This is a genomic window from Actinokineospora spheciospongiae (assembly GCF_003182415.1).
Classification (GTDB): domain Bacteria; phylum Actinomycetota; class Actinomycetes; order Mycobacteriales; family Pseudonocardiaceae; genus Actinokineospora; species Actinokineospora spheciospongiae.
Genome location: NZ_QHCP01000001.1, coordinates 712,529 through 731,761 on the forward strand (window position 1 = coordinate 712,529; position 19,233 = coordinate 731,761).

The window sequence follows — 19,233 nt, forward strand, 5'->3', positions numbered from 1 at the left end:
GTGTCCCTGCCCGAGATCGGTTCCTACCGGCTGCCCGAGGCGTCCGAACTGCCCGCCGGTCGGGTCGACTGGCGGCCCGACCCGGCGCGCGCGGCGCTGCTGGTGCACGACGCGCAGCGCTACTTCCTCGCCCCGTACCAGGGGGCGCCGCTGCCGGAGGTGGTCGCCAACACCGCCGCCCTGCTGGAGGTGGCCCGCCGCGTCGGGGTCCCGGTGTTCTACACCGCCCAGCCGGGCCGCCAGGCCGACGAGGACCGCGGCCTGCTGCTGGAGTTCTGGGGCGCGGGCATCGGCGCGGTCATCGACGACGACCCGCGCGCCGCCGACATCGTCGACGAACTCGCCCCCCGACCCGGCGACACCGTGCTGGACAAGTGGCGCTACAGCGCGTTCCAGCGCAGCCCGTTCACCGAGCAGCTAGCCGACCTCGGCCGCGACCAGCTCCTGATCACCGGCGTCTACGCCCACATCGGCTGCCAGACCACCGCGGTGGAGGCGTTCATGCGCGACGTGCGCCCGTTCCTGGTCAGCGACGCGGTGGCCGACTTCTCCCGCGAGCACCACGACCGGGCCTGCGAGTACGTCGCGCAGCGCTGCGGCGCCGTCACCACCACCGCCGCCGCGCTCGCCGCGCTGTCGGCGCCGATCCCCGCCGGAGCGCAGCGATGAGCACCCCCGATACCGCCCTGACCGCCGAGCGGCTGCGCGCCGACGTCGCCGAGGTGCTGGGCTGCGACCCGGCCGAGGTGACCCCGGACGCCGACCTGTTCGACCTGGGCCTGGACTCCATGCGCACCATGGCGCTGGTCGAGCGCTGGCGCGCGGCCGGGGCGCCCGCCGTCGAGTTCGCCGACCTGGCCGAGGAACCCCGGTTGGAGCGCTGGACCAGCCTGGTGGCCGGGGCGGGCACGTGAGCCGGGTCGACCACCGCCACCGGCACCGCGAGCGCATCGCCGAGGTCCGCGCGGGCACCGCGGCGGAGAAGGTCGGCTACCCGATCCGGGTGCGCACCGCCGAGGTGGTGCGCACCGCCATGGTCGGCTCCGGTCTGCTGCGGGTCACCCTGGGCGGCCCGGGGCCCGGGGGGTTCGAGGCGCACTCGCCCGACGAGCACGTGAAGGTGCTGTTCCCGGAGCCGGACGGCACCCTGCGCCTGCCCGAGCCCGACGGCGACCTGCTGCGCTGGCCCAAGCCGTCACCCACTTCCCGCGAGTACACCGTGCGCCGCTACGACCCGGCCACCGGTGAACTCGACCTGGACGTGGCCCTGCACGCCGGGGGACTGGGCGCCGACTGGGCGCGCACCGCCGAACCCGGCGCCGAGGTGCACGTCGCGGGCCCGCCCGGTGGGCTGATCGTCCCGCACACCTACGACCGCTACCTGCTCGCGGGCGACCTCACCGCGCTGCCCGCCATCGCCCGCTGGCTGGAGGAACTGCCCCGCACCGCCTGCGGCTGGGCGTTCGTCGAGGTCGCCGACGCGGGCGAGCGGATCGACCTGCGCGCCCCCGAGGGCGTCGAGGTGCACTGGCTGCACCGCGACGGCGCCGCGCCCGGCACCACCGACCTGCTGGAGCGGGCGGTGCGCGGGATCGACGTGCCCGGGGGCGAACGGATCTACGCCTGGATCGCCGGGGAGGCGGGCTCGATCAAGCCGCTGCGCCGCTGGGTCCGCGACGAACTGGGCCTGGGCAGGGCCGACCACGACATCACCGGCTACTGGAAGCGCGGCGTCGCCGACTTCGACGACGAGGACGACCACCCGCACGACCACCACTGATCCCCCCGAATTACGAGCGAAACCCCGAGGAACCCCATGCCCATCCCCAGAATCACCGGCATCGCCAGCGCGCTGGTGCTCACCATCGGCCTGGCCGCCGGTTGCGGCTCCGGCGACGCCGAGTCCGGCGCGGGCGCGGGCGACACCCGCGTCTTCGCCGCCGACAACGGCCAGATCACCATCCCGGTCGCCCCGAAGCGGGTCGTGGCCACCGGGTACGCCGTCCCGGCCCTGCTGGAGGCCGACGCACCGCTGGTGGGGATCTCCTCCTGGCAGCGGGGGCTGCCGATGATGACCGCCGAGGACCGCGCGAAGTACGACGAGCTGAACAAGGTGGCGGGGGAGTCCGCCGCGGAGACCAACTACGAGGCGATCGCCCAGGCCGAGCCGGACCTGATCGTCATCGGCGTGCCCAAGCCGGTGCTCGCCGACATCGACCTCAAGCGGCTGGAGGCGGTGGCCCCGGTCGTGGCCATCGGCCCCTCGCTGCCCTCGGCGTGGCGCGACCTCTCGCGCAAGCAGGCCGACGCGGCGGGCGCGCTGGCCACCTTCGACGCCAACCGCGACGCCTACCAGGCCAAGACCAAGGAACTGGCCACCAAGTACGCCTCGGTGCTGCCCGGCCTCAAGCTCGCCCACCTCGGCGCCTACGGCGAGGTCGCCAACGGCAACTTCCAGCGCGAGTTCAACGGCTCCTGGGGCACCAACATCGCCCAGGACCTCGGCGCGGACTACTACGGCCAGGTCAAGGTCAAGGGCGGCGGCTCCAAGGACGTCAGCGAGTACCCGTCGATCGAGGAACTGCCCGCGGCCTTCGCCGAGGCCGACGCCATCACCTACTCCGTCGCCGCCGACGGTTCGGTGCCCAAGCCCGTGCAGTACGTCCTGGACTCCCCGCTGTGGAAGGAACTGCCCGCGGTGAAGGCGGGCAAGGTCTTCGCGCTGCGCTACACCGAGGCCGCTACCTACCGCTCGGCCATGACCACCGCGGACGCGATCGACCGGGCGTTCGCACCGCTGTTGGCCCCGTGACCGCTGTCCAGGCCGCACCCGCGCGCTCCCGGTCGGGGGCGCGCGGGGTGTGGCTGCTCCTCGCACTGGCCGTGCTCGCCGCGGTGGCGGTGCTCAGCCTCGCCGTCGGCGCGCACACCATCGCCCCCGCCGGGGTGCTGCGGGCAGTGTTCGAGCCCACCGGCTCCAGCGACGACCTGGTGGTGCGCGACATCCGCGCACCCCGGGCGCTGCTGGCCGTCGCCGCGGGTGCGGCGCTGGGCGTGGCCGGGGTGCTGGTGCAGGTGCTCTCGCGCAACCCGCTGGCGGAACCGGGCATCCTCGGGGTGAGCACCGGCGCCGGGTTCGCCATCACCGTCGGCTCCGCGCTGGGCGCCACCGCCACGGCCGCCGGGCAGCTGGTGCTGGCCGTGGTCGGCTCGGTGCTGGCGATGGCGCTGGTGTACGCGGTGGGCCACCGCTCGCCGCTGCGGCTGGTGCTCGCCGGGGTCGCGCTGAGCTCCGTGCTGACCGGGGTGTCGCTCGGGCTGCGGCTGCTGCTGCCCGACGTGTTCGACGAGTACCGGTTCTGGGTCGTCGGGTCGCTGGCCGGGCGGGAGCAGGCGCCGACGCTGCTGCCCCTGCTGGCCATCGCCGCCGCCCTGCTCGGCGCGCTGCTGCTGAGCAGGCAGCTCAACACCGTGGCGCTCGGCGAGGCGGTCGCGCACACCCTGGGGGTGAACGTGGCCGGGGTGCGCGCCGGGGCGCTGGTGCTGATCACCGTGCTGGCCGGGGCGGCGACCGCCGTGGCCGGTCCGATCCTGTTCGTCGGGCTGATCGTGCCGCACCTGGCCCGGCGCGTGGCGGGCGGCTCGGTGCCCTGGCTGGTCGTCTTCGCCGCCGTCCTCGGCCCGGTCCTGCTGCTGGTGTCCGACATCGGGTCGCGGGTGCTGCTGCCGGTCGGGGAGGTGCCGGTCGCGATCGTGACCGCGTTCCTCGGCGGGCCGGTGCTCATCTGGGCGGTCCGCCGCTACGGGGCGGCGCCGCTGTGACCGCCGTCGTCCTGCGTCGCGGCCCGGTGTCCTTCCGGGTCGAGCGCCGCACCCTCGTCTTCACCGCCGCGGCGGTCCTCGTCATCCTGGGGCTGGGGCTGCTCGGCCTCTGCTACGGCGCGGTCTGGGCCAGCCCGGCCAAGGTCTTCGCCGCGCTCTCGGGCTCCAGCGGCGGTTCCAGCGTCGTCATCCGCGACTGGCGGCTGCCCCGGGTGCTCTCCGGGGTGGTCTTCGGGGCCGCGCTCGGCGTGGCCGGGGCGATCTTCCAGGGCATCACCCGCAACCCGCTGGGCAGCCCGGACGTGATCGGGCTTGACTCGGGCGCCTACACCGGGGCGCTGATCGCGCTCACCGTCGCGTCCGGGACCTCCGCGCAGCTCACCACCGGATCGGTCCTGGGTGGCGTGGCGACCGCGACGGCGGTGTACCTGCTCTCGCGCAAGGGCGGGCTGTCCGGGCTGCGGCTGGTGGTGATCGGCATCGCGGTCAACGCCATGCTGACCGCGGTCAACTCCTGGATCGTGCTGCGCGCCGAACTGGAGGTCGCCATCGCCGCGGGCTCCTGGAGCGCGGGCTCGCTCAACGGCGTCGGCTGGGACGACCTGGCGATCCCGTTCGCCGTGCTGGCCGTGCTGCTGGTGCTGCTGGCGCTGCGGTCGCAGGCCACCCACCAGTCCGGGCTGGGCGGCGAGGTCGCCGTCACCACCGGCGTCGGCCTGGAGCGGCTGCGGCTGCACCTGGTGCTGATCGGCGTCGGCTGCACCGCCACCGTCACCGCCGTGGCCGGTCCGATCGCGTTCGTGGCGCTGGCCGCCCCGCAGATCGGCAGGCGGCTGGCCGGTGCCCCCGGCGTGCCGCTGCTGCCCGCCGCGCTGACCGGCGCGGCCCTGCTCCAGGGCGGTGACCTGCTCGCGCAGGCGCTGCTCGCCCCCGTCGCCCTGCCGGTCGGCGTGGTCAGCACCGCCATCGGCGGCTGCTACCTGATCTGGCTGCTCACCAAGGAGGTGCGGCGGACGTGACCGCCCGCTTGACCGCGCGGGACCTGACCCTGCGCTACGGCGACCGGGTGGTCTCCACCCGGCTGACGCTGGACGTGCCCGACGGCGCGTTCACCGCCGTCGTCGGCCCCAACGCCTGCGGCAAGTCCACGCTGCTGCGCGCGTTCGTGCGGCTGCTGCGCCCCACCGGGGGCGCCGCCCTGTTCGACGGGCGCGCGGTGGGGGAGTACCCGGGCAAGGAACTGGCGCGGGCACTGGGTTTCCTGCCGCAGGAGCCCGTCGCCCCGGAGGACGTCCGGGTGCGCCAGCTCGTCGCCCGGGGCCGCTTCCCGCACCAGAGCCTGCTGTCCACCTGGTCGGTCGCCGACGAGGAGGCCGTCACCGAGGCGATGGAGGCCGCCGGGGTCACCGACCTGGCCGACCGGCCGGTGCACGAGCTGTCGGGCGGTCAGCGGCAACGGGTGTGGGTGGCGCTGGTGCTGGCGCAGCGCACCCCGTACCTGCTGCTCGACGAACCGACGTCGTTCCTCGACATCACCCACCAGTACCAGTTGCTGGAGCTGCTGTCCCGCCTGCGCGACGCGGGCCGCACCGTGATCGCGGTGCTGCACGACATCAACCAGGCCTGCCGCTACGCCGACCACCTCGTCGCCCTGCGCGACGGCCGGGTGGTCGCCGAGGGGCCGCCGTCGCGGGTCGTCGACGCCGCGCTGGTCGACAAGGTCTTCGACCTGCCGTGCGTCGTCGTGCCCGACCCGGTGACCGGCACCCCGATGGTCGTCCCCTCCTTCTGACCTCCCGATCCCCAGGAGCACGCGTTGAGCACAGCCCACGCCGACACCACGTCCACGGTGGACCCCGACCTGCCCGGGTCCGCTCTGGAGCTGACCGGTGCCCAGCGGGGCATCTGGGACGCGCAGCGGCTGGAGCCGGACTCGCCGTACTACGTCGTCGGCGACGTGCTGGAGATCAGCGGGACCGAGCCGGTGGACGTGGCGGCGCTGCGCGCGGCGATCCGCGCCACCACCGAGGAGGCCGACAGCCTGCGGCTGCGCGTGTCCGACACCCCGGACGGCCCGCGCCAGGTGGTCTCCGCCGACCCGGTGCCGCTGCCGGAGGTCATCGACCTGCGCGCCGAGGCGGACCCGGTGGCCGCCGCGCACGCCCTGGTCGCCGCCGAGCGCGACCGGGTCGCCGAGGCGTGCCGGGGGATGGTGGACCGCCCGCTGTTCTCCCACACCGTGCTGCGCCTGACCGACCGGGAGGTGTGGTTCACCCAGCTCGGCCACCACCTGGTGTTCGACGGCTACACCGCGGCGATGCTGGCCCGCCGCACCGCCGCCCACTACACCGCCCTGGTGCGCGGCGAGCAGCCGCCGCCTGCGACCTTCGGCCGGTTCGCCGACGTGGTCGCCGCCGACCTGGCCTACCGGGGCAGTGCCCGCGCCGAGCAGGACCGGGCCTACTGGCGGGAGCGGTTCACCCCACTGCCCGACCTCGACGACGGCACCGGGACCACCGGCCTGCCCGAGCGCACCGTCACCGCCCGCGCCGTGCTGGACGCGGCGGACCTGGCCCGGTTGAAGGCGGTCGCGGAGGGGGTCGGCGCGACCTGGGGCGAGGCGCTGATCGCCTGCTACGCGGCGTTCCTGCACCGGGTGCTGGGGCAGGCCGACGTGGTGTTCGCGCTGCCGCTGATGTGCCGGGTCGGGTCGGCGCTGCGCACCCCGGCCATGGCGGTCAACGTGCTGCCGCTGCGGGTCGCGGTGTCCGGCGGCGACGGGCTGCCCGAGCTGACCGCGCGGGTGGCGGTGGCGATGCGGGAGATGCGCGCGCACCAGCGCTACCGGGGCGAGGACCTGCCCAGGGACCTGGCCGTCGCCGGGGCGGGGGCGCTGCTGCACGGGCGCGGGGTGAACCTCAAGGCGTTCGACCTCGCCCTGGACTTCGCCGGGTCCACCGGGGTCATGCGCAACGTCGCGGGCGGCCCGCCGGAGGACATGGGGCTGAGCGTGCTGCCGACCGGGGACGGCGGGCTGCTGCTCGGCTTCGAGGTCGACGCCCGCACCCACGACCAGGCCGGGGTCGACCGCAGGCTCGACGCCCTGCGCGCGCTGATCACCGCGCTGACCGACCCGGCCGCCCCCGCCGTCGGCCGGGTGGACCTGGTCGCCCCCGAGGACCGCGCGCACCTGCTGGCGGAGTGGCGCACAGCGCCCGCACCCGGCACCCCGCTCGACGTGCCCGCCCTGCTGGCCGGTCTGACCGACGGGGGCGGGGAGACCGCGCTGGTGTGCGGGGCGGAGCGGCTGGCTACGGCCGAACTCGTAGCCCGGGCGCACCGCCTGGCGCGGCTGCTGCGGACGCGTGGCGTCGGCGCCGACGACGTGGTGGCGCTGCCGCTGACCCGCTCGGTCGACCTGGTCGTGGCGCTGCTGGCGGTCCTCGACGCGGGGGCCGCCTTCCTGCCGCTGGACGCCGAGCACCCCGCCGAGCGGCTGCGCGCGACGACCACCGAGGCCGGGGCGGTGCTCGCGCTCGCCGAGGCGGCCACCGCCGACGCCGTGCCCGCCGGAGTGCCGCACCTGCTGCTGGACGCACCGGAGGTCCGCGCGGAACTGGCGGGCTTGCCCGGCGCCCCACTGTCCACTGAGGAACTGTCGGCGCCCCGGCACCCCGACCACCTCGCGTACGTCATCTTCACCTCCGGGTCCACCGGAACCCCCAAGGGCGTGCTGGGGCGCGTCGGCGGCCTCGCGTCGCTGATCCACCACCACCGCTCGACCACCGTCGCGGAGGCCGAGCGCAGCGCGGGAAGGCGGCTGCGGTCCGCGCACACCTACTCCTTCGCCTTTGACTCCGCGCTCGACCAACTGCTGTGGCTGCTGTGCGGGCACGAACTGCACCTCTACCCGGCCGACCTCGCCCGCGACGCGGAAGCCCTGCTGACCGCGTTCACCCGCGACCGCATCGATGTCGTCGACACCACCCCGTCGATGGCCGCGCCCCTGGTCGAGGCGGGCCTGCTCGACGGCGCCCACCGCCCGACCCTGCTCATCCTCGGCGGCGAGGCCGCCCCACCCGCGCTCTGGCTCCGGGTGGCCGAATCCGGGGTTCCCGCCCGCAACCTCTACGGCCCCACCGAGGCCACTGTGGACAGTGTGGGTGCCCGGATCGACGGCGGTGCCCCCACGATCGGCTTCCCGGTCCCCGGAACGCGCGCCTACCTGCTGGACAACGCGCTGCGCCCGGTCCAGCCCGACAGCCCCGGTGAGCTGTACCTGGCGGGACCGCACCTGGCCCGTGGCTACCTCGGCCGACCGGGGGCCACCGCGGAGCGGTTCCTCGCCGACCCGTTCGGCGACCCCGGCGACCGGATGTACCACACCGGCGACCTGGCCCGCTGGGTGCCCGGTCGGGGGCTGGAATACCTGGGCCGCCGTGACGGGCAGGTCAAGGTCCGCGGCCACCGGGTGGAACTCGGCGAGGTCGAGGCCGCCCTGGGCGCGCTGCCCGGGGTCGGCGCCGCTGCCGCCGCCGTCCGCACCGACACCGGCACCGCCCGGCTCGTCGGTTACGTCGTGCCCGCCGCGGGCGCCACCCCCAGCCCGGACGGGGTGCGCGCGGCGCTGGCCGACCGCGTCCCCGACCACCTGGTGCCCTCGGCGGTCGTGGTGCTGGACGCGCTGCCGGTGACCACCAACGGCAAGCTCGACCGCGCCGCCCTGCCCGCGCCCCGGACCTCGGGCGCGGGCCGCGCCCCGGGCACCGAGCGGGAGCGGCTGCTGTGCGCGACGGTCGCCGAGGTGCTGGGTGTCGACCGGGTCGGCCCGGACGACGACTTCTTCGCTCTCGGCGGCGACAGCATCACCGCCATCAGCGTCAGCAGCCGGTTGCGCGCCCACGGCCTGGACCTGCGCCCCCGCGACCTGCTCGCCCGTGGCAGCTTCGCCGCCCTGGCCGCCGCCGGGCGCGACCTGCGCGCTGCCGAGCTGGCGGACCCCGCCGAGGCCGACGACCCGACCGGGCCGGTGCCCGCGCCGCCCATCGTGCGCGCCCTGCTCGACGGGAACCCCGACCCGACCGCCATCGCCGGGTACGCCCAGTGGACGGTGGTCGACCTCGACGGCCCCCTGCCCCTGGACCGCCTCGTCCACGGTGTCGGCGTGCTCCTCGACCACCACGACGCCCTGCGCCTGCGGGTGTCGCCCGAGGGTGAGCTGGTCGTGGCGCCGCGCGGGTCGGTGCTCGCCGACCGCGTTGTCAGCGAGTCCACCGTGGACAGTGCAGCCGAGGTTGCCCGCGCGGCAGCCGTGTCCCTCGACCCGGTCTCCGGTGACCTGGTGCGGGCCGTCCTGCTGCGTGGTTCAGACCGGCTGGTCGTCGTCGTCCACCACCTCGCCGTGGACGGCGTGTCCTGGCGCGTGCTGCTGCCCGACCTGCGTGCCGCGTGCACCGGCGGTTCCCCGGCCCCGGTCGGCACCTCGTGGCGCCGCCACGCCCACCGGCTCGCCGAGCAGGGCGCCACCGGCGCCCGCCGCACCGAGGTCGAGCACTGGCGGGCCGCCCGCGACGACTTCCGCCTGGGCGCCCGCCCGCTGGACCAGGCCCTCGACACCACCGCCACCGCCCACCGCAGCACCACGCTCGCCTCACCCGAGGCCAGCACCGCCGTGCTCACCTCCCTGCCCACGGCCTACCGCGCGGGCGCCGATGAGGTGCTGCTGGCCGCGCTGGTCCTGGCCCTGCGGCTCTGGCGCGACGAGCAGCGCGACGCGGTCACCGTCACCGTGGAGGGCCACGGCCGCGACCAAGCCGGGCTCGACCTGTCCCGCACCGTCGGCTGGTTCACCGCCGAACACCCCCTGCGCCTCCCCGCCGACGCCGTCCGCGCCGACGCCGACCTGGCCGACGCGCTCGCGGGCGGCGACGCCACCGGCCGGTTGGTGCGCGCGGTCAAGGAGGCCAAGCGCGCCGTCCCCGACAGCGGCACCGGGTACGGCGTGCTGCGCCACCTCGACCCGGAGACCCGCGCCGGGTTCGCCACCCCGCCGCCGGACGTCCTGCTCAACTACCTGGGTCGCTTCGCCCCGCTGTCCGGGTGGCGGCTGCCCGAGGACGACCCGTTCGCCGTCGTCGAACCCCCGGCCAAGGCGCTGGAACAGGTCCTCGCGCTCAACTGCTTCGTCCGCGAGGACACCACCCCCCGCATCGCCGTCGAGTGGACCGCCGCCGGGTTGGTGCTCACCCCGGCGGAACTGGCTGGGTTGCGGCGGGCGTGGGATACCGCGCTGGCCGCCCTCGCCGCGCACGCCGACCGCATCGGACCCGACGGCGGCGGCCTCACCCCGTCCGACCTGCCGCTGGTCGACCTCGACCAGGACACCATCGACGCCCTGGAGCGGCGCGGCCGGGTGCTCGACGTCCTGCCCGCCACCCCATTGCAGGTGGGCCTGTCATTCCACACCCTCCTGCGCGCGGACCAGGACACCGACGTCTACGTGGTGCAGGCGATGACCCTGCTGCGCGGTGCCCTCGACCCCGACCGGATGCGCGCGGCAACCGGGGAACTGCTGCGCAGGCACCCCGCGCTGCGCGTCCACCTGCACACCACCGCCACCGGCGAGGTCGTCCAGGTCATCCCGGCCGGGACCACCCTCGACTGGCGCCACGCCGACCTGTCCGGGCACACCGCGGACGACCGCGACCGCCTGCTGGCCGAGCACTGCCGCGCCGACCTGGACCGCCCCTTCGACCCCGCGACCCCGCCGCTGGTGCGCTTCCTGCTGTGCACCCTCGGCCCCGACGAGCACCGCCTGGTCATCACCAACCACCACGCGCTGCTCGACGGCTGGTCCATGCCCCTGGTCGGGCGCACCCTGCTGGCCACCTACGCCGAACTCGGCGGTGGACCACCCGCGCCGACCGCCCCCGCGCTGACCGACCACCACCGCCTGCTGGCGGGCCGCGACCACGCCGCCGGGCTTGACGCCTGGCGCACCGCCCTGGCCGGGCTCGACGGCGGAACCCACCTGGCCCCCGCCGCCGCGGTGTCCACAGTGGCCCGACCGGAACGCGTGACGGTCAACCTGGGCCGCGACTTCAGCGACCGGCTCCGCGGCTTCGCCCGTAACCGAGGCGTCACCGCCACCACGGTCTTCCAAGCCGCGTGGGGGGTGTTGCTCGGCAGGCTCACCGGCCGCCGCGACGTGGTGTTCGGCTGCCCGGTCTCCGGCAGGCCCGCCGAACTCGACGGCGTCGAACGGGTCATCGGCCAACTGGGCAACACCATCCCCGTACGGGTCCGCACCGATCTCGCCGAAACCGCCGCCGCCCTGCTCGACCGAGTGCACACCGACAGCGTCGCCCTCGCCGAGCACCACCACGTCGGGCTGCCGGACGTGCAGCGGGCCGCCGGTCTCGGCGACCTGTTCGACACCATGCTGGTGATGGAGAACTTCCCGCTCTCCAGCCGCGACCGCACCACCCTGGCCCCCGGCCTGGACCTGGTCGGCGTGGACATCACCGACGCCACGCACTACCCGCTGACCGTCATCGTCATCCCCGGCGAAGAGATCGTGGTGGGCCTGGGCTATCAACCGCAGGCCTTCGACGAGGACACCGTGCGGGGCTACGGCCGCTGGCTGCGCACCCTGCTGGAGGAGATCGTCACCGACCCGGACCGCCCGGTGGCCCGGCTGCGCGCCCTCGACCCGGCCGAGCACCACGCGCTGCTGGCGCTGGGCGAGGGCGCCGAGCCGAGCAGGCCCGTGGGCGGCTGCCTGGAGGAGTTCGGCCGGTGGGTGCGGGAAACCCCGGACGCCGACGCCGTGGTCTGCCGCGACCGCACCCTGTCCTACGCCGAACTCGACCGCCGGGCCAACCGCCTCGCCCACGCCCTGCGCGAGCGCGGGGTGCGCCCGCAGGACCCGGTGGCCGTCCTGCTCGGCCGGGACGTGGAGCTGGTCGTGGCCCTGTTCGGCGTGTTCAAGGCCGGGGCGGTGCACGTTCCCATGGACCCGACCTACCCGCCCGACCGGCTGGCCTACATGCTCGACGACATCGCCCCCGCCGCGGTCGTGGCCACCCCGGACTCCCTCGCCGTCGCGGTCGGGGTCTCGGTGCTCAACCCCACCGCGCTCGCCGGTCCGTCCACTTGGGATGAAGACCCGGTCGAGGCGCGGCGGGGGATCACCGGCGACTCGAGCGCCTACGTCATCTACACCTCCGGCACCACCGGCAGGCCCAAGGGCGTCGCCGTGGCGCACCGGGGCCTGCCCAGCCTGGTCACCCTCCAGGAGGACGTGGTCGGCATCGGCGCGCGCGAGCGCTACCTGCACTTCGCCTCGATCGGCTTCGACGTGGCGTTCTGGCAGTTCATGCTGCCGCTGCTCTCCGGCGGCGCCTCGGTCATCGCCCCGGAGGAGGTGCGCATGCCCGGCGACGAGCTGCTGGACTACATCACCGAGCACCGGGTGACCGGGGTGAACCTGCTGCCGTCGTTCCTGGCCGCCATGCCGGACGACCGCGAGGTGGACCGCGACCTGTTCTTCGTCGTCGGCGCCGAACGCCTCGACCCCGAGCTGGCCCGCCGCTGGGGTGACCGCCGGGCGCTGTTCAACGCCTACGGCCCCACCGAGGTGACCATCAACTCGGTCACCTGGACCTACCGGCCCGACGACCCCGGCCCGCTGCCCATCGGCCGCCCGGACCCGCACGTGCGCGCCTACGTCCTGGACGCGGGCCTGCTCCCGGTGGGCGTCGGGGTGACCGGTGAGCTGTACCTGGCGGGGCCCAAGCTCGCCCAGGGGTACGTCAACCGCGCCGCGCTCACCGCCGAGCGGTTCGTCGCCGACCCGTACGGCCCGCCGGGGGAGCGGATGTACCGCACCGGCGACCTGGTGCGCTGGCGCCCCGACGGGCAACTGGTGTTCCTCGGCCGCGCCGACCACCAGGTCAAGCTGCGCGGGTTCCGCATCGAGCTGTCCGAGGTCGAGACCGTCCTGAGCCGCCACCCCGGGGTGCGCGCCTGCGCCGTGCTGGTGCGCGGGGACCGGCTCGTCGGGTACGTCATGCCCACCGACGGCGCCGACCCCGACCCGGCGACGCTGCGCGCGCACCTGGGCGCCGACCTGCCCGACCACATGGTGCCCACCGCTTTTGTCCTCCTGGACCGGCTGCCGCTCGGCCCCACCGGCAAGCTCGACCGCGACGCCCTGCCCGCCCCCGCCGCGCACACCGCCGCCGAGGACCGGGCGCCCGCGACCGAGACCGAGGCCGCGCTGCTGGCGGTGTTCCGCGAGGTGCTGGGCGACGTGCGCCTGGACGACTCGTTCCTCGACGTCGGCGGCGACAGCATCGTCTCGCTGCGGGTGGTGTCCCGAGCCCGCCGCGCCGGGCTCACCCTGACCGCCCGCGACGTGTTCGAGGGCGGCACCATCGCCGGGATCGCTGCCCGCTGCGGAACCGACGAGTCCACAGAGGACGTACCGGCGGTGGGTGACGCGCCGCTGACGCCCGTCATGCGGGACCTGGTGAGCCGTGGCCGGGCGGACTCCTTCTGCCAGTGGGTGCAGGTGTGCGTCCCACCGGGCGACGAAACCATCTGGCGCGCGGTGCTCGACGCGGTCCTGGCCCGCCACGACGCGCTGCGCGGCCACCTCGCCGACACCGACGACGGCCCGGTGCTGCGCATCCCCGAGGCGGGCGCGGTGACCGCCGCCGACGTCCTCACCGCCGTCCCCGCCGCCGCGGACCCGGGCGCGCAGGCGGAGGAGCACATCACCCGCCTGCGCGCCGCCATGGACCCGCGCACCGGGCCGCTGCTGCGCGCGGTGTGGATCGACGCCGGTCCCGCCCTGGGCAGGCTCGTCCTGGTGGCGCACCACCTGGTGGTCGACGCCGTGTCCTGGCGGGTGCTGCTCGACGACCTCGCCCACGCCCACTCCGGCGCCGACCTGCCCCGCTCCGGCCTGCCCCTGCTGGCCTGGGCGGACGCCCTGCGCGCCGCCGCACCGGCACGGGAGGTCGAGCGGGAGCACTGGCGCCGCGTCGCCGCCACCCCGCACGCCCCGCTCTCGGGAACCGTGCTCGACCCGGTCCGCGACACCGCCGCCACCGCCGTGCACCACCAGGTCCGCATCGACCCCGACACCACCCGCGCCGCGACCGCCACCCTGCCCGCCGCCTACCGCACCACCCCGGACGCGGTGCTGCTCACCGCGCTGGCCAGGGCTGTCGCCGCCTGGCGCGGCACCACCCCGGACCTGCTGGTCGCCCTGGAGGGCCACGGCCGCCCCGCGCACCGCCCCGACTTCTCCGGGCCGGTCGACCTGGCGCAGACCGTCGGCTGGTTCACCGCCGTGCACCCCGCCCGCATCACCCCGCCCCCGGGCACCGCGCTCGCCCTGCGCGCGGTGCGCGACCACCTGCGCGCCGCGGGCGACGGCCTCGGGTACGGCATCCTCGGCGGCGACCTGGTCCGCCACCCCGACGTGAGCTGGAACCACCTGGGCCGCTTCCCCGCCGCACCGACGGGGGAAACCGCCTGGCAGCCCCCGCCGGGCGCCGACCCGCTCGGCTCCGGCGGCGACGAACTCCCGCTCCCGTACCCGCTCATGGTCAACGCCCTGATCCGCGACGACGGCGACGGCGAAGCGCTCGGCGTCCGCTTCACCTGGCCCGCCGCCCTGTTCACCCCGGCCGAGATCACCGACCTGGGCGAACACTTCACCCGCGAACTGACCCACCTCACCGCCGGGCTCCCCGACGGCCAGGTCCTCCCGCTGACACCGATGCAGGAACTGATGCTCGACCAGGCCCGCTCCCCGCACGGCGACCCCTACACCGCGCAGGCCGCGTTCACCCTGCACGGCGACCTGGACCTGACCGCCCTGCGGGCCGCGGGCGCGGAACTGCTCGCCAGGCACCCCAACCTGGGCGCGGTGTTCCCACCCGCCCACGCGGTGCAGGTTCTGCCCACCCGCCCCGAACCCGGGTTCCGCGTCCGCGACGTCACCGACGCCGACGTGGACGCGGCGCTGGCCGAGGACCTGGCCGAACCGTTCGACCTCGCCGCCGGGCCGCCCCTGCGGCTCACCGTGCTGCGCCGTGGGGACAGCCGCGCCGACCTGGTGCTGACCAGCCACCACGTCCTCTCCGACGGCTGGTCCGCCCCGCGCATCCTCACCGAGCTGTTCGCCCACTACAGCGGCACCGCCCTCCCGGAGCCGGTCCCGTTCTCCCGGCACACCCGGTGGCTGGCCACCCGCGACCACGCGGTGGACCTGCGCGCCTGGCAGGTCGAACTGGCCGACCTGCCCGAGGGCGGCCACCTCCTGCGCGGCAGGCCCGCCCCCGTCGCCCCGGCCGACCCGGTCCTGTTCGACGTCCCCGCACCGGTCGTCGGCGCGCTGTCCACCGCCGCCACCGGCCGCGGGCTCACCGCCAACACCCTGCTGCAAGGGGCGTGGGCGGCGGTCCTCGCCACCCGCTCGGGCCGCCGCGACGTCAGCTTCGGCACCATGGTCGCCTGCCGACCGGCCGAGGTGGACGGGGTGGAGGACATCATCGGCCTGCTCGCCAACACCGTCCCGGTGCGCGCCCACCTCACCGGCACCACCGCGGCGGCACTGGCCGACCTCCAGGCCCGGCAGCAGGCGCTGGTGGAGCACCAGCACCTCGGCCTCGCCGAACTGACCGCCCTCACCGGCCGCGCCCGCCTCTTCGACAGCTTGGTGGTCTTCGAGAACTACCCGGTCGACCCGGCGCGGCTGCGCGAACCGGCCCCCGGGCTGCTCGTCACCGGCACCCGGTTCCGGGAGCGCACCCACCACCCGCTCACCCTCACCGTCGTCCCCACCGGCACCGGGTGGACCGGGGTCCTCGCCCCGCAGGCAGGCATCTTCGACCCCGGCGAGGTCGACGCCCTCGCCGCCGACCTGCTCCGAGCCCTGCACGCACTGCCCGCCCTGCTCGACGCGGACGTGGAGCGCCTGCTGGGGGACATCTCGTGAGCGGGCGCACGGTGCCTGCCGCACCGGTCGTGGAGGCGCCCCGGTGGCGGGCCGCCTTCGTGGTGGTGCCGGGCACCTCCCTGGTCGCCATCGCCGTCTCGGTCGTCCTGGACGTGCTGTCCGACCTGCTCGGCAGGGACATCGATCGAATGCTGGGGGAGTTGTCGTGAGTGAGCGCACGGCACCGGCTGCGCCGGTGGTGGACGCGGCGCTGTGGCGGACCGCTTTTGTGGTGGTGCCGGGCACCTTTGAGGCTGCCACCGCCGTTGCAGTCGCCCTGTGTGTTTTGCGTGGCCTGTTCGGTGAGGGTGTCGATCGAGTGCTGGGGGAGTTGTCGTGAGTGAGCGCACGGTACCGGCTGCGCCGGTGGTGGACGCGGCGCTGTGGCGGACCGCTTTTGTGGTGGTGCCGGGCACCTTTGAGGCTGCCACCGCCGTTGCAGTCGCCCTGTGTGTTTTGCGTGGCCTGTTCGGTGAGGGTGTCGATCGAGTGCTGGGGGAGTTGTCGTGAGCGGGCGCACGGTACCGGCTGCGCCGGTGGTGGACGCGGCGCTGTGGCGCACGGCCTTCGTGCTGGTGCTCGGCACCTTCATGGCCACCCTGGACACCACCATCGTCTCGGTCGCCCTGGACGTGCTGGTCGACCGGTTCGACGCGTCGGTCACCGGCATCCAGTGGGTCAGCACGGCCTACCTGCTGGCCGTGGTCGCCGCCGTCCCGGCCTCGGGTTGGCTGGCCGACCGGTTCGGCGGGCGGCGCACCTGGGCGGTGGCGGTCGCGGTGTTCCTGGTGGCGTCGGCGCTGTGCGCGCTGGCCTGGTCGCTGCCCAGCCTGATCGCCTTCCGCGTGCTCCAGGGCCTCGCGGGCGGGTTGCTGCCACCGGTGGGGCAGGCGCTGCTGGCCCGCGCCGCGGGCCGCGACCGCATCGGCCGGGTGATCAGCGTGGTGGGCGTGGTGCCGCTGCTGTCCCCGGTCCTGGGGCCGCTCGCGGGTGGCGCCATCCTGGGCGCGGCGTCCTGGCCGTGGCTGTTCCTGGTGAACGTGCCCGTCGGCGCGGTCGCACTGCTGCTGGTGCGCCGCTGCGTCCCCGCCTCGGCGCCGGTCGAGCCGCGCGCCCCGTTCGACCTGCGCGGCGCCGCCCTGCTCGCACCCGGGTTGGCCGTGCTCGTCTTCGGCCTGACCGAGGTCGGCCGGGGTCGGGCCGTCCCGCTGGGCGTGGCGGTCGCTGCGGTCGCCGTTGGGGCGGTGATGCTGGTGGCCTTCGTGGTGCACGGGCTGCGGACCACCCGGGTCCCGCTGATCGACCCGCGCCTGTTCACCCGCCCACCGCTGGGGGTCGCGGCGGTGGCGCTGGTGGTCCTGGGTGCCTCCGTGTTCGGCACGATGTTCCTGCTGCCGCTCTACCTGCAAGGCGCGGGCGGCCTCACGGCGTGGGAGACCGGGCTCCTGCTCGCCCCGCAGGGCCTCGGCGCCGCCGCGGGCTCGCTGTGGGTGAGCCGGGTCGTGCACCGCGTCGCCGCCCGCACGCTGGTCCTGAGCGGGATCACCCTCGTGGCGCTGGGGACCGCCGTGTTCACCCAGCTCGGCCACGACGTCCCGGACGCCGCGATCGCGGTGTCCCTGCTGGTCCGGGGTCTCGGCGCCGCCATGATCGGTGCCCCGGTGCTGGCCCTGGCCTACCGCGGCGTCGAACCGGCGCACCTGCCGCGCGCGGCGGGTGCGCTGAACCTGCTCAACACCCTCGGCGGCTCGGTGGGCACCGCGGTCCTCGCCGTCGTCCTGCAAACCCGGCTGACCGGTCGCGGGCCGGACGCCGCCGCGGCCTTCGGCGACACCTTCTGGTGGGTGCTCGCCCTGACCGCCCTCGCCGCCCTGGCCGCCACCCGCCTGCCCGGGCAGCGGGCGCGGGGCGCGGCGGCCTGACCCCGGTGCGGGAAAAACCCGGCCTGTGACCCCGGAGACGGGGCCACAGGCCGGGTCGATCAGTCGGTCAGTCGATCAGTGGATCAGGTGACCGGGTTCTCGACGAGGAAGACCTCCGGGAACGGCTTGGCGCAGTTGATCGCGATCTCACCCGCGTTGCCGTCGAACCGGAAGGTGGCCTTCGCGGTGCCCAGGGAGATGGCGACGCTCTCCGAGGTCGCCGTCGGGCGGAACGGACCGGCGGTGATGGTGCCGGTCGTGGGCAGGGACAGGATGATGTCCTTGTCCCGGACCAGCGGCGTGCTGGGGATGGTGATGCCCTCGGCCACGTTCTGGACCGCGGGAGTGCCACCGCGCACGTTGAGGTTCAGCTCGTTCACCACACCGGAGAAGCTGCCCTTGAAGCCCATGTCGAGCAGCTTGTTCACGGTCGCCTTCGGGATGGTGAGCGCACCCGACGCCTTGGTGAACGACATCGACCCGTTCCGCGTGACCGACAGCGGGATGGTGCCACCGACCGCGATGCCCGCGTCGATGCTCTCCCCGCCGAAGGAGCACTTGTAGGGGGCGTTGATGATGCCGTCGAGGAACTCGGGGGCGACCGGCGGGAAGTTCAGCGGCGCACCGGTGATCTTCGACGGCGGCTGGCCGGGGGCCCCGCCGATGCCGAGGGTCAGCAGCGCGTTGCCCGCGGTGGGCAGGCACTTGGCGTCGACCTTGATCTGCAGGCCCCACGACGCCTTCAGGGTGACGTGGGCGACCGCCTGGTCGAACGCCAGCGTCGTGGTGCCGCTGTTCGGCGCGGTGTACGGGCCGACGTCGAAGGTGCCCTCCAGGGGCAGGCCGACGACGAGCGGCTTGCCCGACTCGATGGGGATGTCGATGATGGTCTGCGGCTTCTCCGCGACGTTGATGCTCGGCGGGGTCGAGTTGGACGCGCTGATGTCCAGCTCGGTGATGGTCGCGTCCACCCGGTTGATGCCGACGGCGGCCGCCAGCTCGCTCAGCCAGGTGGGGAATTCGATGAAGCCCGAGCCCTGGGTCAGGTAGAACTGTTGGCCGGGGCCGAGGCTGGTGGTGACCACGCCCTGGACGTCGACGCTGGTGCCCAGGTCCAGGATCTTGATCCCGGCCAGGTCGGGCAGGGTGATGGCGCAGCTGATGGGGAGGTTGAAGCGGCCGGTGTCCACACCGATGGCGGGGACGTCCGGGATGTTCAGCGCTTGCGCGGGTCCCGCGGAGGTCAGGGCCACCACGGCAGCAGCGGTCGCCGTGAGGGCCAGTCCTTTGCGTAGCAGGGAATTGCGACGTCGTCGTCCGGACATGCGATGGCTCCTCGAAATACGGTTCAGGGCTAGAGGAAATAGGTCGTACCGGAAGTTACCGACCGAGGAAACCGCACTTCAAGTGCTACCTGGATTTGCGCGCAACTCGACGAAAATGCAGGTCGAAGATGTTGCCCCCAGGTGGGCCGAG

The 19,233-nt window shown here is 74.9% G+C and carries 13 protein-coding genes; 12 read left to right on the plus strand and 1 reads right to left on the minus strand.

The features are described 5' to 3' along the window. From DFQ13_RS02955 to DFQ13_RS02995, 12 genes are read left to right on the plus strand one after another with little or no spacing between them, the layout of a single operon-like run. Nucleotides 1-669, plus strand: coding sequence for an isochorismatase family protein (locus DFQ13_RS02955; protein ID WP_035278782.1), 669 nt, complete (start codon nt 1-3; stop codon nt 667-669). Beyond that, nucleotides 666-914, plus strand: a complete 249-nt coding sequence (locus DFQ13_RS02960) for a phosphopantetheine-binding protein (RefSeq protein ID WP_110078684.1) — start codon at nt 666-668, stop codon at nt 912-914. Before DFQ13_RS02955 ends, DFQ13_RS02960 begins: the two co-directional genes overlap by 4 nt. Beyond that, entirely contained in the window at nt 911-1,780 is an 870-nt protein-coding gene (locus DFQ13_RS02965) for a siderophore-interacting protein (RefSeq protein ID WP_110078685.1), read from the plus strand. Before DFQ13_RS02960 ends, DFQ13_RS02965 begins: the two co-directional genes overlap by 4 nt. 36 nt (nt 1,781-1,816) lie before the next feature. Continuing rightward, nucleotides 1,817-2,812, plus strand: a complete 996-nt coding sequence (locus DFQ13_RS02970) for an ABC transporter substrate-binding protein (protein ID WP_110078686.1) — start codon at nt 1,817-1,819, stop codon at nt 2,810-2,812. A 47-nt stretch (nt 2,813-2,859) separates the two neighbouring features. Then, entirely contained in the window at nt 2,860-3,822 is a 963-nt protein-coding gene (locus DFQ13_RS02975) for a FecCD family ABC transporter permease (RefSeq protein ID WP_110078822.1), read from the plus strand. After that, on the plus strand, nt 3,819-4,841 hold the full coding sequence (locus DFQ13_RS02980; RefSeq protein ID WP_110078687.1) for a FecCD family ABC transporter permease: 1,023 nt from the start codon (nt 3,819-3,821) through the stop codon (nt 4,839-4,841). The genes DFQ13_RS02975 and DFQ13_RS02980 overlap by 4 nt, the downstream gene beginning before the upstream one ends. After that, complete coding sequence (locus DFQ13_RS02985; protein WP_035278776.1) at nt 4,838-5,614, plus strand: ABC transporter ATP-binding protein; 777 nt, start codon at nt 4,838-4,840, stop codon at nt 5,612-5,614. Before DFQ13_RS02980 ends, DFQ13_RS02985 begins: the two co-directional genes overlap by 4 nt. A gap of 24 nt (nt 5,615-5,638) precedes the next feature. Beyond that, nucleotides 5,639-15,835, plus strand: coding sequence for a non-ribosomal peptide synthetase (locus tag DFQ13_RS02990; RefSeq protein ID WP_110078688.1), 10,197 nt, complete (start codon nt 5,639-5,641; stop codon nt 15,833-15,835). Next, entirely contained in the window at nt 15,832-16,005 is a 174-nt protein-coding gene (locus DFQ13_RS33525) for a hypothetical protein (protein ID WP_181399805.1), read from the plus strand. Before DFQ13_RS02990 ends, DFQ13_RS33525 begins: the two co-directional genes overlap by 4 nt. Next, nucleotides 16,002-16,175, plus strand: coding sequence for a hypothetical protein (locus DFQ13_RS33530; RefSeq protein WP_181399806.1), 174 nt, complete (start codon nt 16,002-16,004; stop codon nt 16,173-16,175). Before DFQ13_RS33525 ends, DFQ13_RS33530 begins: the two co-directional genes overlap by 4 nt. Next, nucleotides 16,172-16,345 carry a hypothetical protein gene (locus DFQ13_RS33535; RefSeq protein ID WP_181399807.1) on the plus strand — a complete coding sequence of 58 codons (174 nt, stop codon included), beginning with the start codon at nt 16,172-16,174 and terminating at the stop codon, nt 16,343-16,345. The genes DFQ13_RS33530 and DFQ13_RS33535 overlap by 4 nt, the downstream gene beginning before the upstream one ends. Next, nucleotides 16,342-17,757: a DHA2 family efflux MFS transporter permease subunit gene (locus DFQ13_RS02995; RefSeq protein ID WP_110078689.1), complete on the plus strand. Its 1,416-nt coding sequence runs from the start codon at nt 16,342-16,344 to the stop codon at nt 17,755-17,757. Before DFQ13_RS33535 ends, DFQ13_RS02995 begins: the two co-directional genes overlap by 4 nt. Nucleotides 17,758-17,840: 83 nt before the next feature. On the opposite strand, the gene DFQ13_RS03000 is transcribed toward DFQ13_RS02995, so the two are convergent. Continuing rightward, on the minus strand, nt 17,841-19,082 hold the full coding sequence (locus DFQ13_RS03000) for a hypothetical protein (protein ID WP_110078690.1): 1,242 nt from the start codon (nt 19,080-19,082) through the stop codon (nt 17,841-17,843). Between the last annotated feature and the right edge of the window lie 151 nt (nt 19,083-19,233).